This is a genomic window from Halanaerobium sp., from assembly GCF_003070835.1.
Map to the genome: position 1 here is coordinate 1 of NZ_QBLR01000067.1, position 15,666 is coordinate 15,666.

A 15,666-nucleotide genomic window follows, 5' to 3' on the forward strand; every position below is an offset into this window, starting at 1 on the left:
TCCTAATTCCAATTATAAGGAGTTTTTCTATTTTAAGCAAGTATTTTCGCTGAAAATAGAACTTGACATTTATTAAATATTTTTATGCAATGCTAGTGATCTCATATGGTTTAATTTTAAATTCAAAACTATCAACTTCAGCCTTAAGCTCTGCAATATCTTCCTCCATCAAATTACATTCAGTAACTTTTTTCAGCTCCTGGCCCAGACTGACCTTAACTTTATCCCTCTGTTTGCCGTATTCGTAAAATCTAAAAACCAGCTCCTCGGAAGCTTCTGCTTTTTTGACAGTCTCTAAAATTGTACTCTCTGCTTCAACATCGATAAATGACTTCTGCTGCGGTTCTTTACCTGTTTCATTTTGAGTAATTACAGTTTTAAGCGGATAATTTAGCTCGTAGGCCTCTTTTACAGTCTCAGCTTCAAACCAGTCCCCAGCATGTGGGTAGAGGCTGTAAGTAAAACTGTGCTTACCCTGATCTGCTGCTGGGTCAGGATAAACCCCGGATTTTATCAGAGTCAAACGCATTGTCTGGTCTTTAATATCATAGCCATATTTGCAGTCATTTAAGAGGCTAACTCCATAGTTTCTTTCCGAGAGATCAGCCCATTTATGGCCAACAGTTTCGAACTTAGCATAATCCCAGCTTGTATTCCAGTGAGTATTTCGCTCCACATTCCCAAACTGAATCTCATAGGTCGCCTTTGTACTGCGCAGATCAACCGGGAAAGCCGTCTTCAGGAGAATCTGTTCTTCCTGCCAGTCCACATCAGTTTTAAAATCAAGCCGCCGCTGATTGGCATAGATAACCAGCTGCTGGGAAATAGTTGAATCTAAAAATTTCCACTTCAGCCTGGCAACAATTCTGTCGTTCATTTTTTCTATTTCCAGCTCCTCCAGCTTATCAATCGAATACTCTTTTTCCTGGTAGTAAATATCTATATCCCAGGCATTAAAGCGCATTGGCCGATCTTCAAAAGCCTGCAGCAGGTTGGCTTTTTTCCCAGCCGGAATTAACTCCCGCTGAAACTGTCGATCATAGAGAGAGATTATCTGCCCCTGCTGATTGAGCTTAATCCTGTAGTATCTATTTTCCAGCTGATTTTTTTCTGCCTCAACCTTTAATAAATTGCGGCTCCCAGCCCCAACAGTCTGCTGGCCCTGGCTCTTACTGAGCAGATACTTAATCTGGCTTTCTTTAAAATCAGCTTCTTTCTGAGCTGCCACTTCCGCTTCCAGTTTTAATCCCTCATCACTTTGACTAAGATTATAGGCTTTATAACCACTGGCCGGAATATTATCGATCATAATCTGCCGTCCTTCAAATTCAATATAACCTGAGCGCTGCCAGGGCAGAGAATTAAAAACGACCAGCTTTTTCTGCTCACCTTCAATCTGAGCTGCAATTTTTTTCAGGCCGCCCTGCAGTTCTCCTCTCAGCTCGGCAAAAAGCTCTCTAAATTCGCGGGCACTGTCCTGATAAACCTCTTTGATTGAAGATCCGGGCAAAATATCATGGAACTGATTTTTAAGCAGAATTTCCCAGTTTGACTGCAGTTTTTGAGCAGGATAGCTCAGACCTGCTGTCTGCTCTGCAAAAGATCTAAAAAGCTCTGTATCATGCAGCATAATATCAGCACGGCGGTTATTTTTCTTAATTTCAGCCTGTGAGGTATAGGTTCCCCGGTGATATTCTAAATATAATTCGCCATCCCAGACAGGCAGCTCAGGTTTTTCTTCCATTCGAGCTGCCAGTTTTTCAAAATATTCTTCTGCACTGCCGAACTCTACTTCTGGCAGCCCGGGAATCTGCTGCATTTTTTTACCGCTTTCGATCATCTCTCGAGTCGGACCACCCCCACCGTCTCCCCAGCCATAGGCAATAAGCAGCTGATCATTAATTTCTTTCTGCTGATAATTATCCCAGCTTCCCCTGACTGATTCGGGATTTAGAAGCCCGTTATAGGTATAAAAAGGCTCATCATTATTTACCTCAGGAGTTGTAATAAAATGAGTTAATACTTCTGTGCCGTCAATGCCCCGCCACTTAAAAGTATCATACTCAGGCCGGTTAAACTGACTCCAGCTGATCTTGGTGGTCATAAAATACTTCATGCCGCTTTTTTTAATAATCTGCGGCAGAGCCCAGGAATAGCCAAATACATCGGGCAGCCAGAGAATATTCCAGTCCTGATCAAATTCTTCCTTGATAAAACGCTTTCCGTGCAAAAATTGTCTGACCAGTGATTCCCCCGAAGTCAGATTGCAGTCGGCTTCAACCCACATTCCTCCGGTTACTTCCCAGCTTCCCTCTTTAATTTTTTCTTTTATCCGGGCATAAATTTCCGGATAGTCTTCTTTAATAAACTTATATAACTGGGGACTGGACTGAACAAAGGTGTAGTCCGGATATTCTTCCATCAGTTTTAGAACTGTAGAAAAAGTGCGGGCTGTCTTTTCTCTGGTGTGCAGCAGCCGCCACAGCCAGGCTACATCAAGATGAGAATGACCAACTGCTGTTATTTTTGGCAGCTCAGTTTCAGCTTTGAGTTCTCCCAGCGAGTTTTTAAGATACTGGCTGGCCTCAGCTGCAGTCGCTAAAAATTCAGCTGAGCCCGGTTTCCTAAAATCAATTAAATTAAAAGCCTGATTCAGCCTATTTAAAAGTTTCTGCCGCAGGTTATCCCCCTCATCCATAAGAGCAATAGATTCTTTAAGGGTTTTAGCCAGCTGATAAAAGTCTTCCAGAGTCGAATCTCTAAAGATTAAAGCTGCTTTTTTAAACCATCTTTTTTCTGCTTCCAGACCGCTAAAGGCTTTGACTGCTACTTTTAAACTTTCACCTTTTAAGTCTTTATCTCTTAATTTAACCAGCGAATGGTTGCGATCCAGACCCTGCAGCGGCTGACCGTTTAAATAGAGCAGCGATTCTGCTCCGGCCAAGCCGCCGGGGTGACTGCTGCCAGGAATTATTTCTAAATAAATATTGTTTTGGTCTAAATCCCAGTCTTGAGGCAGTTTGAGCTCAGTTACAAACCAGCTGCACTGCTCCCTACCTCCCCAGCTCCCCCCAACTTTAAAAGTTTCACCTCTTAACTTTGAGAATTCCGGTAGTGATTTATCCTCAATTCTGGCAGAATATTTTGTAAATTTTTCGATTAAAATTTCCTGCTGATTCAAATTGGCTGCTAAATCTTTTAAGTATCTTTCAATTTTTCCCTCTTTGAAAAACATTAGCTTCACTTCCCATTATATTTTTTTATCGAGTAGATCTCTATCAACAAAATTATTCAGAAAATAATTAAGTGAGCTGTTCTTTTTAGCTGCAGTTTTAAGCGAGAATACTTTTATTATCTCCCACATAAAATCAATCCTGGAATCATAAACCGACTCTAATAAATCATTAAAATCTTCTTTAAATAAATGATCTGTTCTTTCAAAATTCTGAACCCCGATAGCTGAGCTTGTTTCCTGGTCCAGTCCGGCAAGATACCAACTTTCAATCTCTTTGATAACCACAATAATTTTTTGAAAAATCTTTCATCATCATTCCCTTCCACCAGTATATACAGCCGCTTATGCAAGATTACACCTCCAGTAAATTTTGGATGTATAAATCATCAATTCCCATATCATTTTCCAGGAATACCCGAACTTCTTCTTTTTCTACCGGTTTGCTAATCTTAGAAAAACCTTCCTGATCACGATGAACTAAAAATAAATCATCTAAATCAATATATTTAATCAGCTCTGGATTATGGGTGGTGATTAGAATTTGTTTCTTTTTTGAAGCATCAATAAACATATCCACCAGTTTTGAAATTAAGTGAGGATGAATATTCCTTTCCGGTTCTTCTATAATTGCAATTTTTTTATCTTCAAAATAAAGGGCAATTATCAACGCTATTGTGCTGATTGTTCCATCAGAAAGAATCGAAGCTGGAATATAATCTTTTTTAGAATATTCTTCTTTAAGTTTGAAAAGCAAAGATTTATCTGCAAATTTTTCTATATCAATATTTTCAACAAAGGGAAGTATATCTTTGACAATATTAGAAAATTTCCTGGCTTTAGCTTGATCTTCGATTATATTTTTCAATACTATAGCCAGATTTTCTCCATCTTCTTCTAATTCTGCCTTACCAGTTATTGGAGTTGCTTTTTTGGATAGTAAAGGATTAATATTATAAATCGAAATCCCACCTAAAATTTCTTTAATTGAACGCTCAACAATAAAAGCAAATGGGGTTTCTAAAATCAATTCCCTATCTGAAAGCTTAATTTCTTCTAAAAATGACGGTAATATATTATCCTTTGTAATTTTAATCTGATCAGTTTTTAAGGTGTCTTTGTTAATTTTGACCTCTAGACCATTATTTTCTTTCAATAAAGTTAGGACGATTTCTCCCATTTCCTTTTCTTCTTTTTTCTTTTCTGCTATTCTATTTTGCTTTTTAATTTGATAATATTTAAATTTTAAGGTTAACTGATCCTCTACCACTTTGAAATCTTCGCCATTAAAATCAATTTTGAACTGATATCTACTCTCGTAAGCCTCTCTAAAAAGAATATTATCCTCGCTTTCTTTTTCAATTTTCTGGATATTGGGGCGATCAAAAATTATCTCCATGTAAAGCGGCTGCTGATCTCCAATATTTATATTTCGCAAATATTCTACCCCACCCTGCATGGAAATTGCATTGCTCAAACCACTTTTAATTATATCCCTAATGAAATCAAATATCTGAATAAAACTTGATTTCCCGGCTGCATTGGCTCCCACTAAAACATTAAATTGATTTAAATCAATTTCAAGTTCTTTAAAGCTCTTAAAATTGGAAACTTTAATTTTTTTGATGCCCATTCTGATCCTCCTTCTGGCTGGTAGAAAGTAGAGATTTATTTTGCTATATAATTAAATTTTATTTTCACATCTCTATTATATCACAGCAAGAAAAAAATGACAGCTCCCGGAAGGAAACTGCCACCTGTAATCATTCTATTAAATTTTTATAAAGTGAATTTTAACCGACATCTTCAAATGAATCTTTGGTTAAAATCTCTTTTTTTAGCTTTAAAAAGTCTTCTTCTAATTCCAGCAGCTTATCTCTAATTGGATCCGGAAGATCGGCATGCTCCAAATCTCTTTCCGGATGGACTCTGCGGCCATCACGGCTCACAACTCGACCGGGAATACCGACAACTGTAGAATTTTCTTCCACATCTTTTAGGACAACTGAGCCGGCACCAATTTTGGCATCATCACCAATTGTAATTGAGCCGAGAACTTTGGCTCCTGCTCCAACGACAACATTATTGCCAATCGTAGGGTGACGTTTACCCCGCTCTTTACCTGTACCACCAAGAGTAACACCCTGATAAAGAGTTACATTATCTCCAATCTCTGTTGTTTCGCCGACTACGACTCCCATACCGTGATCAATAAAAAAACCACAGCCAATTTCTGCTCCGGGATGAATCTCAATCCCGGTCAAAAAGCGGGCCAGCTGGGAGATCAGCCTGGGAATAGTTCTTAACCCCTTACTGTAGAACCAGTGCGAAAAGCGATGAAAGAGCAGTGCGTGCAGACCTGAATAGGCCAAAATTACCTCCAGCAGATTATCCGCTGCCGGATCTCTATCAAAAACCGCGTTAATATCGCATTTTAATCTTTTAAACATAAATTTTACCCCCTGAATCCGACTAAAACCGACATGCACCCGGTGCATGTAAGTTTTTGAATTTTCCTGTCGAACAATCAATTAAAATTAATTATAAGTTCCATACTCAAGTTTATTATACCGGCTTCAGGAGCTAAATGCAAGCAATATTTTGCTCGCATAATTCGACTTTAAGCGACAAGTTCCCGGTGCATGCACATTATTAAATTACTCCACAGCGGCCTCAGGCACATCGGAGATAGAAAAACCAATATCTGTTCTGTAGTGCATATCCTTAAATTCTACCTCGTTAATATAATCGTATACAGAATCAATCACACTTAAAATCCCCTCACCTACTGCTGTCATCCCGATAACTCTGCCGCCATCAGTATAATATTTACCGTCCTCCAGGCGGGTGCCGGAATGAAAAACAATTAAATCATCATGGTGTTTGAGATTTTCCAGGCCTTTAATCTCATGGCCTGTTTCGTAAGTTAAAGGATAGCCGGCAGATGCCAGAATTACACAGACTGCATCACTGCCGTAAACATCAATCTCTTTTTTGTATTTTAATTCTACATCGTTTGTCATCTGCATCAGCTCCAGCAGATCCTCTGCTAAAAGCGGCATAATAACCTGGGTTTCCGGATCACCGAAGCGGGCATTATAATCTATTACTTTTGGTCCATTTTCAGTCAAAATAATTCCAACATGCATAACTCCCCGGTAGTCGATTCCTTCACTGTTTAAAGCATGAAGGGTCGGTCTTAAAATTTCCCGGCAGATCTGATCCATCATCTCCTGATCTACATAGGGAGAAGGGGAATAGGAACCCATACCACCGGTATTTGGTCCTTCTTCTCCCTCAAAGACAGCCTTGTGCTCTCTGGTGCTGGTTACTGGCAGAATCGTCTGGCCATCTGTTAGAGCAAATATTGATACTTCCTCTCCTTCAATGAAGTCCTCAACCACAATCCTGTCCCCGGCATCACCAAAGGCTTTATCCTCCATGATTCTGGAAACTGCATCCTGGGCATTCTGATAATTGGAAGCAACAATAACTCCTTTACCTCCTGCCAGACCATTGGCCTTAACTACAAGCGGATATTCTGCATTTTCAAGATAGTTGAGCGCAGAATCCGGATCAGTAAAGACCTCATATTCTCCAGTTGGAATATTATATTTATTAAGAATCTCCTTGGCAAAGGCTTTACTGCCCTCTAAGAGAGCAGCCTGCTTTTTTGGTCCAAAGATCGGCAGCTCACGCTCTACAAAATAGTCAACTATTCCTGCCACCAGTGGTTCTTCGGGGCCAACAACAGTCATCCCAATTTCATTTTCGCGGGCAAAATCTGCCAGGGCTTCAATGTCATCTACTTCTATTTCAACTCTTTCTGCGATTTCTAACATCCCATCATTACCTGGAGCTGCATAAATCTTATCAACATTTTCGCTCTGATAAAGCTTCCAGGCTAAGGCATGTTCTCTACCTCCACTTCCCACTATTAAAACTTTCATAACCGATCCTCCTCATCTTTTATTTATCTGATAATTGCCTGCTTCCGGCCCGGGCCAACACTGATAATCTTAGCCGGAATTCCGATCAGTTCTTCAATTCTTTTTATATATTTTTTAGCATTTTCAGGCAGTTTTTCAAAATCTCTGATTTCGGTAATATCTTCTTCCCAGCCGTGCCAATTTTCGTAAACCGGCTCATAGGGAATTTCACTTTCTAAATACGGTGGGAATTCTTCCACAATTTCTTCCCCGTGCTTATAGGCGGTACAGACTTTAATCTCGTCCAGACCGGTTAAAACATCTATTTTGGTCAGTGCAATCTCGGTTAAACCGTTAACTCTAACAGCATGTTTCAAAATCGGAATATCGAGCCAGCCACATCTGCGGGGACGGCCTGTAGTTACTCCAAACTCATGGCCCTTATCTCTTAAGTATTCTCCCTGCTCGTTTTCCAGTTCTGTGGGGAAAGGACCTGCTCCAACTCTGGTCAAATAAGCTTTAGTAACTCCGATAACATCATCTATTGTTGTCGGGCCCATTCCAGTACCGGTACAGACTCCCCCGGCAGTTGGATTAGAGGAAGTAACAAAGGGATAGGTACCATAATCTATGTCGAGCAGTGTACCCTGTGCTCCTTCAAAAAATATTTTCTGATTATTTTTATGAGCTTCATTCAGCAGCAGAGAAGTATTTGTCACATATGGTCTCAGCTTTTCTATGTACGGCTGGTAGGCTTTTATGATTTCTTCTGCTTTTAATGGCTCTGCATTATAAACCTTTTCTAATAATACATTATGATAATCAAGTGCTTTTTCCAGTTTTGCCCGCAGTCTGCCTTCATCCAGCAGGTCAGCAATTCTAATTCCCCGGCGGGCAGTTTTATCAGTATAGCAGGGGCCGATTCCTTTACCGGTAGTTCCAATTTTGCTGTCACCCTTGCGCTCTTCTTCCAGGGCATCCAGCATCCTGTGGTAGGGCATAATCACATGGGCAGTCTCAGAAATATAAAGATTGGCCAGCGAAATTCCTCGCTCTTCTAAGCCTTCCATCTCCTCAACCATAGCTTCAGGGTCAATTACTACTCCTCCGCCCAGCACAGATTTTTTATCCTCATATAAAATTCCAGACGGAATCAAGTGCAGCTCAAATTTTTCCTCACCGACTATTACTGTGTGCCCGGCATTATTTCCACCACCATAGCGGACAACTAAATCAGCAGTCTCAGCCAGCATATCGGTAATTTTACCCTTACCTTCGTCTCCCCACTGTGCACCAACAACTATCTTATTAGACATTTAATTTCTCTCCTCACATATTCTTTGATTAATTCTTCTCACTACTACTCTTTATTTTTAAACTACTATTATTGATTAGTGAAATTACTTTCCTTCAAAATTCTTAAAGACCCAAGCAGAAACACTACTAAATTCTAAGTTCTTCTCTCTTAACTATAGTTTAACAAAAATCAGACCAATATGCATCCTTAAATTAATCCCGTCCGCTTAAAAATCTGATCAATGTTTTTCAAATAGGCCTGCCAGTCAAAAATCTGGTCAAGTTCTGCCTCTGATAAATGTTCTCCAATTTCTTCGTCAGCTGCAATCAATTTTCTGTAATCGGTCTTTTCTTCCCAGGCGGTCATCGCATTTCTCTGGGCCAGCTCATAGGCTTCCTCCCGGCGCAGACCTTTTTCGACCAGGGCCAGCATTAAGCGCTGTGAAAAGGTGAGCCCCAGGGTTTTTTCCAGATTAAGCTTCATATTATCTTCATTGACTACCAGTTCTTCCATTACTCCCTTAAACTTAGCCAGCATATAATCGAGCAGCACTGCACTGTCAGGCAGAATAACCCGTTCAACTGAAGAGTGGGTTAAATCTCTCTCGTGCCAGAGGCTTACATTTTCGAGTGCAGGAACTACATTACCTCTAATCACCCGGGCCAGTCCGCTGAGGCGCTCACAGACAATCGGATTCTTTTTGTGAGGCATGGCCGATGAACCCTTCTGACCTTTGCGGAAACCTTCTTCAACCTCCAGAATATCTGTCCGCTGTAAATTTCTAATTTCTGTCGCAAATTTTTCTATAGAAGCAGCTGCCAGGGCAATTCTTTCCACAAAATCAGCATGACGGTCCCGCTGCAGAATCTGAGAGCTGACTTTTGAATTTTTAAGACCTAAAATCTCACAAACCCTTTCCTCAACTGCAGGGTCAATAGTGGCAAAGGTTCCAACAGCCCCAGAAATCTGACCAACTGCCACAACTTCTTCCAGCTGCTCAAAGCGAGTAATCTGGCGCTCAATTTCCTGATACCAGTTTAGGACCTTTAAGCCCCAGGTGATCGGTTCAGCGTGAACACCGTGGGTCCTGCCGACCATAATTGTATCCTTATCAGCCAGAGCTTTTGCAGCCAGAGTTTCCTTTAGCTCTTTTAAACCTGTTAAAATCAGCTCTACGGCCTGCTGCATCTGCATTGCTCGAGCTGTATCCTTAATATCAGAAGAAGTTACTCCCTCGTGAATAAAACGAGATTCCTCACCTAAATTCTCCGAAATCCCTTCAATAAAGGCAATCATATCATGGCGAGTCTCCGCCTCAATTTCTTTAATCCGCTTTAAATCAACCTCTGCTTCCCGCTCAACTTTCTCAGCTGCACTGACTGGAATTTCTCCCAGCTCTGCTCTGGCCTTTAAAATAGCAATTTCGATTTCAAGCCAGATCTCATATTTTCTCTCCTCACTCCAGACATTTTCCATCTCTGCCCGGCTGTACCTTGAAAGCATAAATAATCTCCCTCTCTTTTTTCCATTATTAGATTAATTTTCTTTAAAAATAAATATCAGGCATATTTCAGCAGTTTAGCCGCTGATCTGCCAATAATTTCGCTATTCTCTTTTTTTCAGTTTAATATTAGCAGATGCAGTGGGAGCTGTCAAGATAAGTCTCCCGCCTGCCTGTTGAATTTTAGTCAAATAACACATATAATTATTAACTGCAGTTAAGAAATTTATTGGATTTTTTCTTAAAAAATCTCTGAGATCTGATATAATAAATGTAAGCGCTAAAATTTTGAAGGGTTAATGGTGATCAAATGGATAATAATTTTTATAGAAAAACAGTAGACTTAAGTGAAGCTGACAGCAGGCAGCTTTTAACTTTAGGTGACAGTTTAATCGAAAAGGGGTTTCTGCGCCAGTTTTCCGGAACAGAAACAAAGGTTTTGCTCTATCTGCTTACCCACCGGAAGGAAGCCAGTGAAATTGAAATCGAACTGCCTCTGGCAGCCGGTGCACTGGGGATGGAGATCGAAGACTTAAAATCTGCTCTCAAAGGACTTGCCGGAACCGGTATCATCAGTCGGCAGCCGACAGCAGAAAATAACTTTTTTCGCTGTTTTCTAAGTTTAGAAGCAGTCTTAATGGAAACTGAAAATAAAAAGGTAGTTGAAGAAAGCTCGACTGCAGGAGCGGAAATCAGAAAACAGCTGATCAACAGCAACTCCGCTTCCAAAAATGAAATTGCAGCTGCTTTAATTTCTTTTCTGCCCCCGGCCAGCAGAAATATTCACCGCCGGGAAGAGATAAAAAGCTGGCTTAATGATTTTGAGTCCAGAATGCTCAAAGAGCTGGTGCGCCGAGTTGATAAATGGCTCAAAAGACAGGGAGCAACCGACCACCTGCAGGGAGCCTATGCTTATCTGAAAGCAATTATTGACAGCTGGTATCAGGAAGAAATTACAACCTACGAAAAGCTGCAGCAGCAGGATAAACTGCATCGGGAAACAAAGGAGCTGGCCCGGGCCTATGGAATCAGGTCCTTTTCCTCCAACACTGCCCAGCTGAAAACTTTTCAGAGCTGGCTCAGTGGTGAGCAGGCTTTAAGTAAGGAGCTCGCTCTGGCTGCAATCAGAGAAGCAGTCCGCCGCAAAAGAGACGGTCAGCCTTCTTTGAAATATGTAGAAGATAATTTTATTAACCCGATTAAGGAACTCGGGATCAACAACCTGGCTGATTTCCGCCGCTGGCTGCAGAAAGAAATGGACGGCAAAGCAGCAGAAGCTGACAGCAGGGATCAGAGTGATTCCGGCTCCGAAGAGAAAAAATCAAAGCAGAGCAAAAATAAGAATGAAAATAAAAAGAATAGAGAAAAAGATGATGATGACAGCTATAAATGGAAGGACTTTTTTATTGACTTCGATAAATATAAAGAATAAATTGGTGGGTACCGGGTACCTGGAAAATTTTGGGTTCCAAAACGGTAGCTGCTGAGGAGAAAGGGGATAAATAATGCCACTACAGTTTAATTCAAATAAATATCAGGGTAAGGCCCGAGAAAAATATATGGAAGCCGAAAAAAGAATAGCCCGCGTCCACAGGGAGTATCCTGATGTTGAGCAGGCTTACAGTTATTTAAATTCCCTCAAACGTGAATATAAGATGCTGAAAGTTGGGCTTTTTAATAAAGGTCAGTCAGACCAAAATTCAATTGAAGAGTTGAAAAAAGAAATAGAAAATCTGGAAGCTCACTACCATGAACTGTTAAAAAAACATGATATTCCACTTGACTATAAAGAACCGGACTGGGACTGTGAAAAGTGCCATGATACTGGCCGCATCTATCGGAACAACCAGTATTTAGTCTGCAGCTGTGCCAAAAATGACTTAAGACAGCGCAAACAGCAGAGCGGCAATTTACCCCGTCATTTACAGAGTGCAACTTTCGCCAATGCCAATCTCAACTATTATGAAACTGATCTCGTAACAGACAGCGGGATGAACTACCGCGAAAATGCGCAGAAAATTTACAGCCTGGCATCTTCCTTTGTCCAGAAATATAATTCTGAAGGGGTCAGCAGGGGATTGATTATTGAAGGCCCGATCGGGAGTGGCAAATCTTATCTCTTAGGCTGTATCGCCAATGCTTTAATTGACCGCGGGATTCAGTTCCGCTACATTGTATATTCTGATCTCCTGCAGCAGATCAGAAGCACCTATAACCAGAATAACCCGGAGACTGATGAAAAACAGATCTTAAGTACAGTCCAGCAGATTCCGGTACTTTTAATTGATGATCTGGGAACTGAAAAGGCAACAGAATTTGCCTCTTCTACCCTTTATCAGATTATAGACCGCCGCTACAGAGAGGAAAAACCAATTATTTTATCAACAAATTATTCTATTAAAAATTTAAAAAATCGCTTTCCGGTAATGGGAGAGCGAATTTTTCAGCGACTTTTGGAAATGAATAAGTATTTAGAACTGGCAGGTAATGTCAGAGTTAAAAAAATTGAAGAACAACAGGAGGCCTGATTATGGCAGTTGAAGTACAGAACCAGCGCAAGGAAGACCGCTACAATAAAAATGAATATCAGCTTTTAGGCATCCTGCTGCAGTACCCGGATAAAATTGATGAGGTTGCTGACCTGCTCGAAGTCAAACATTTTCTGGATCCCCAGGCTCAGATTATTTTTGACCAGCTTTTAAAACAGTATCAGCAGGATAACCAGATTTCGAGAACCAAGCTTTTAATTGATCTGCAGAGTCAGAATGCAGTTGATGAAGCAGAAGAAATAATTGAGCGCCTAACTTCAGGTTTCAACACCGTTGATGAGCTGAATCCTACCATTGATTTGATCAAAAAGGATTATCAGCGCTCACTTTTAAAGAGAGCTTCCAATAAGTTGAAGGAACTGACTGAGGCTAATGACCTGACTATCGATGACTATCAGGCTCGGGCTCAGGAAATTATCTTTCAGGCAACTAATGAAAGTAATGACTTAGAAAAACATATTTATAATATGGAAGAAGTTTTGATGGAGTCATTTTCCAACTATATGGACCGCAAACATAAAAAGGCTGATGTCGGCCTGCGGAGTGGCTTTATCTCCCTTGATAATTTAATCGGAGGTTTTAAACGCGGTCACCTGACAGTTATTGCGGCCTCAACTTCAATGGGAAAAACTGCCTTTGCAATCAACATCGCCAAAAATGTGCTTAAAAGAAATGCCAAAGTGGCTATCATGTCACTGGAGATGGATGCAACTGAGGTTGTAGACAGAATGGTGGTCCAGGAATCTCAGGTTAATGCCTGGAAGTACACTCAGGGAGAGACCAATGATGAGGAAGACCAGCGGGTTTCTAAGGCACTTGATAACTTACATGAGCTGCCTTTGATGATTTCTGATGAGCGTGGTTTAAATACCGCTCAGATTAGAGCCCGTCTGCGGAAGTTTAAGGCCCAGATGGATGGGCTTGACCTGGCAGTTATTGATTACCTGCAGATGATTCAGCTGCCTGAGGAACATGCCCAAAACACCTCACGGGCAGTCGGTCAGATTGTCCTTCAGCTGAGAAACTTAGCTTCTGAGCTTGATATTCCGGTAATTTTAATATCTCAGATTTCTCGTAGTTTTACCAGCCGCCAGGATAAAAGACCGGTGCTTTCTGACTTAAGAGACTCCGGTAATATTGAGGAGGTAGCTGATGGTGTTATATTCCTCTACCGTCATGCTCATACCTCTGCTAAAGCCCGCGAAGAAGCGGAAGCAGAAGGAACCGAAAGTGATACAGATATTATCATCGCCAAGCAGCGTACCGGACAGACCGGCTCGATTAAACTCTTTTTTGAAGAAGAATTTATCCGCTTTGTTGACCCCGAAAATCTATCACTGGAAGGAACGATTCCCCATGGCTAATCTGGACAGTTTAGATTTAAAACTGGTACTTTCCTTTGCCAATGCTTACCGCCGCCTCAATGAAAAGGGAGAGATCAGCGATCAGCAGTTAGAAGAGGTAATGCAGCTGGTGGAAAACTATCAGGAATATGCTCCTGAAGAATTTAAATCTCGGCTGCACGAAATTTTCCCGGAAAGCGATTTTTAGCGTACAGGCACCGGGAACCACCCGATTTATGTCGTTTTATGCGGAGGAGGCTGTATTTATGGAAAAAGAAAAAATAAATAAAATAAGGGGAATTCTTAAGAATTATGAGCTGCAGCTGCTTATCTTATTTGGCTCATATGAAAGTGAAAACTTTAATGAGAATAGTGATATTGATCTTGCAGTTAAAGTAAAAAAAGAGAGTTCTTTAAAGAAAAATCAGGATCATGTGCTTTATTCTATTTCTAAAATTTTTGACCTGCAGCCTGTTGATCTGGTTTTATTGAATCATGCTGACCCCTTAATTAAATTCAAAATTGCTTCAGAGGGGAAACTGCTTTATCAAAATGAAAAAGGCCTATTTGAGAAATTTCAGGTGAGAGCAGCAGCTGAACATAATGATGCCCGGAAATTTTATCAGCTTGATCAAAAATTTATTGATAATTTTTTAGAAAGGAGTCAGACCAATGACCGATCCTCTCATCGTGCGCCGAAAATTAAATAAGATGATCGAATACCTGGGCCAGCTGGAAGAAGTCAATCAATATTCAATGGAAAATTATCTTGACAACTTTTTTGTTAAGCGGACTGCAGAAAGATTAATCCAACTGATAGTTGAAACTGCCACGGATATAAATGGTCATCTGATAGTAAGCTCAGGCCATAAGCCTCCTGCAGATTATTATACTTCTTTTATTAAATTAAGTGATTGTCAGATAGTGAATCAAAAATTCGCTGAAGAAATTGCCCCTTCTGCTGGATTGAGAAATAGACTTGTCCACGAATATGAGGAAATCGATGATCAAATTGTATATAAAAGTATTCAAAAAACTATTGAGAGTTACAAAAAATATATTAGAAAAATTGAAAGCTACCTCAAAAATATCGAAAACTCCAGCCGCTAAGCTGGAGCTTTTCTGTTCTTACTATAAAATTTGTGAGCCAGAAAGATAAATCACTAAATATCATAGTATTTAGGATCATCATCATTACCATTTTTACTCTGGTCAGTTTTGCTGTCTTCTTTGTGCTGATCTTCATAAACCGGTTCTGAGCTGACATCATAATCAACATCAACATGGGCCGGTCTTTCAGGGATGATGGCCCAGGCCACAATGTAGGCTAAAAGTCCTGCCCCCCAGATGAAAATCAGAACAATTGCTCCCAGACGAACCAGAGTCGGATCAAAGCCAAAGTATTCTGCTATTCCGCCACAAACTCCCCCGACTTTTCTGTTTTCACGAGAACGATAAAGTTTTTTCATTTTTTTCACCTCTTTTAATATAGAAGTACTGTAAAATCTTTTTGAACATTTTTCTGTCTAAACCTTGTTATATCAACAATCTATCTTTAAAACTTGCCAACCTCCCTTTTTCAAGGTATATTTAGAGTAAAATCAACGACGTTTTAACTAAACTACTCGAAAAAAAAGGAGGCGGCAAACTTTGAAAACAATTATTATTTCTCTCTTACTTTATATTCAAATCCAGTGGCAGTTAATTAATTATCTGATGGTCTTAGTCGTTGGTAAAAATATTAATCTAAAAGACAAGATAAAAACTCCACCTGTTAATCAAATTTATGCTCAAATGCAGATTGATTCTTTCCCT

At 40.3% G+C, this 15,666-nt stretch carries 14 protein-coding genes; 6 read left to right on the forward strand and 8 right to left on the reverse strand.

What is annotated here, in order from left to right; translation table 11 throughout:
- Window positions 1-82: 82 nt before the first annotated feature.
- The 7 genes from CI949_RS08775 to purB form a co-directional block, all read right to left on the reverse strand.
- Window positions 83-3,235, reverse strand: coding sequence for an alpha-mannosidase (locus CI949_RS08775; protein WP_290765336.1), 3,153 nt, complete (start codon window positions 3,233-3,235; stop codon window positions 83-85).
- A 15-nt stretch (window positions 3,236-3,250) separates the two neighbouring features.
- Window positions 3,251-3,520: a hypothetical protein gene (locus tag CI949_RS08780; protein ID WP_108137444.1), complete on the reverse strand. Its 270-nt coding sequence runs from the start codon at window positions 3,518-3,520 to the stop codon at window positions 3,251-3,253.
- Window positions 3,521-3,587: 67 nt separating this feature from the next.
- Window positions 3,588-4,865 carry an AAA family ATPase gene (locus CI949_RS08785; RefSeq protein WP_290765342.1) on the reverse strand — a complete coding sequence of 426 codons (1,278 nt, stop codon included), beginning with the start codon at window positions 4,863-4,865 and terminating at the stop codon, window positions 3,588-3,590.
- A gap of 160 nt (window positions 4,866-5,025) precedes the next feature.
- Window positions 5,026-5,682 (reverse strand): serine O-acetyltransferase, encoded by a 657-nt coding sequence (gene cysE / locus CI949_RS08790; RefSeq protein ID WP_108137439.1) that lies wholly within the window; start codon window positions 5,680-5,682, stop codon window positions 5,026-5,028.
- 207 nt (window positions 5,683-5,889) lie between these two features.
- Window positions 5,890-7,182, reverse strand: coding sequence for a phosphoribosylamine--glycine ligase (gene purD / locus CI949_RS08795; RefSeq protein ID WP_133530165.1), 1,293 nt, complete (start codon window positions 7,180-7,182; stop codon window positions 5,890-5,892).
- Window positions 7,183-7,205: 23 nt separating this feature from the next.
- Complete coding sequence (locus CI949_RS08800) at window positions 7,206-8,477, reverse strand: adenylosuccinate synthase (protein WP_108137435.1); 1,272 nt, start codon at window positions 8,475-8,477, stop codon at window positions 7,206-7,208.
- 188 nt (window positions 8,478-8,665) lie between these two features.
- A complete protein-coding gene (purB, locus tag CI949_RS08805) occupies window positions 8,666-9,961 on the reverse strand; it encodes an adenylosuccinate lyase (protein ID WP_108137433.1) in 1,296 nt (431 codons plus the stop codon).
- Between the two features lie 308 nt (window positions 9,962-10,269).
- Between purB and CI949_RS08810 the strand changes: the two genes are divergently transcribed.
- The 6 genes from CI949_RS08810 (at window position 10,270) to CI949_RS08835 (ending at window position 14,961) form a co-directional block, all read left to right on the forward strand.
- Window positions 10,270-11,391: a DnaD domain protein gene (locus CI949_RS08810; RefSeq protein ID WP_108137431.1), complete on the forward strand. Its 1,122-nt coding sequence runs from the start codon at window positions 10,270-10,272 to the stop codon at window positions 11,389-11,391.
- A 73-nt stretch (window positions 11,392-11,464) separates the two neighbouring features.
- Entirely contained in the window at window positions 11,465-12,487 is a 1,023-nt protein-coding gene (locus CI949_RS08815; protein WP_290765349.1) for an ATP-binding protein, read from the forward strand.
- A gap of 2 nt (window positions 12,488-12,489) precedes the next feature.
- Entirely contained in the window at window positions 12,490-13,872 is a 1,383-nt protein-coding gene (locus tag CI949_RS08820; protein WP_290765353.1) for a replicative DNA helicase, read from the forward strand.
- Window positions 13,865-14,059, forward strand: a complete 195-nt coding sequence (locus CI949_RS08825; RefSeq protein WP_108137427.1) for a hypothetical protein — start codon at window positions 13,865-13,867, stop codon at window positions 14,057-14,059. Before CI949_RS08820 ends, CI949_RS08825 begins: the two co-directional genes overlap by 8 nt.
- A 58-nt stretch (window positions 14,060-14,117) precedes the next feature.
- Window positions 14,118-14,561 carry a type VII toxin-antitoxin system MntA family adenylyltransferase antitoxin gene (locus tag CI949_RS08830; RefSeq protein WP_290765359.1) on the forward strand — a complete coding sequence of 148 codons (444 nt, stop codon included), beginning with the start codon at window positions 14,118-14,120 and terminating at the stop codon, window positions 14,559-14,561.
- Window positions 14,524-14,961: a type VII toxin-antitoxin system HepT family RNase toxin gene (locus CI949_RS08835; protein WP_133530169.1), complete on the forward strand. Its 438-nt coding sequence runs from the start codon at window positions 14,524-14,526 to the stop codon at window positions 14,959-14,961. Before CI949_RS08830 ends, CI949_RS08835 begins: the two co-directional genes overlap by 38 nt.
- 53 nt (window positions 14,962-15,014) lie before the next feature.
- On the opposite strand, the gene CI949_RS08840 is transcribed toward CI949_RS08835, so the two are convergent.
- Window positions 15,015-15,320 carry a PspC domain-containing protein gene (locus CI949_RS08840; RefSeq protein WP_108137421.1) on the reverse strand — a complete coding sequence of 102 codons (306 nt, stop codon included), beginning with the start codon at window positions 15,318-15,320 and terminating at the stop codon, window positions 15,015-15,017.
- Window positions 15,321-15,666: the final 346 nt, after the last annotated feature.

Excerpts from the sequence above, each read along its gene's own strand:
- purB (WP_108137433.1), bottom strand. The coding sequence starts at position 9,961 with ATGCTTTCAAGGTACAGCCGGGCAGAGATGGAAAATGTCTGGAGTGAG.
- CI949_RS08775 (WP_290765336.1), bottom strand. The coding sequence starts at position 3,235 with ATGTTTTTCAAAGAGGGAAAAATTGAAAGATACTTAAAAGATTTAGCA.
- CI949_RS08785 (WP_290765342.1), bottom strand. The coding sequence starts at position 4,865 with ATGGGCATCAAAAAAATTAAAGTTTCCAATTTTAAGAGCTTTAAAGAA.
- purD (WP_133530165.1), bottom strand. The coding sequence starts at position 7,182 with ATGAAAGTTTTAATAGTGGGAAGTGGAGGTAGAGAACATGCCTTAGCC.
- CI949_RS08820 (WP_290765353.1), top strand. The coding sequence starts at position 12,490 with ATGGCAGTTGAAGTACAGAACCAGCGCAAGGAAGACCGCTACAATAAA.
- CI949_RS08840 (WP_108137421.1), bottom strand. The coding sequence starts at position 15,320 with ATGAAAAAACTTTATCGTTCTCGTGAAAACAGAAAAGTCGGGGGAGTT.
- CI949_RS08810 (WP_108137431.1), top strand. The coding sequence starts at position 10,270 with ATGGATAATAATTTTTATAGAAAAACAGTAGACTTAAGTGAAGCTGAC.
- cysE (WP_108137439.1), bottom strand. The coding sequence starts at position 5,682 with ATGTTTAAAAGATTAAAATGCGATATTAACGCGGTTTTTGATAGAGAT.
- CI949_RS08825 (WP_108137427.1), top strand. The coding sequence starts at position 13,865 with ATGGCTAATCTGGACAGTTTAGATTTAAAACTGGTACTTTCCTTTGCC.
- CI949_RS08800 (WP_108137435.1), bottom strand. The coding sequence starts at position 8,477 with ATGTCTAATAAGATAGTTGTTGGTGCACAGTGGGGAGACGAAGGTAAG.
- CI949_RS08835 (WP_133530169.1), top strand. The coding sequence starts at position 14,524 with ATGACCGATCCTCTCATCGTGCGCCGAAAATTAAATAAGATGATCGAA.
- CI949_RS08830 (WP_290765359.1), top strand. The coding sequence starts at position 14,118 with ATGGAAAAAGAAAAAATAAATAAAATAAGGGGAATTCTTAAGAATTAT.
- CI949_RS08815 (WP_290765349.1), top strand. The coding sequence starts at position 11,465 with ATGCCACTACAGTTTAATTCAAATAAATATCAGGGTAAGGCCCGAGAA.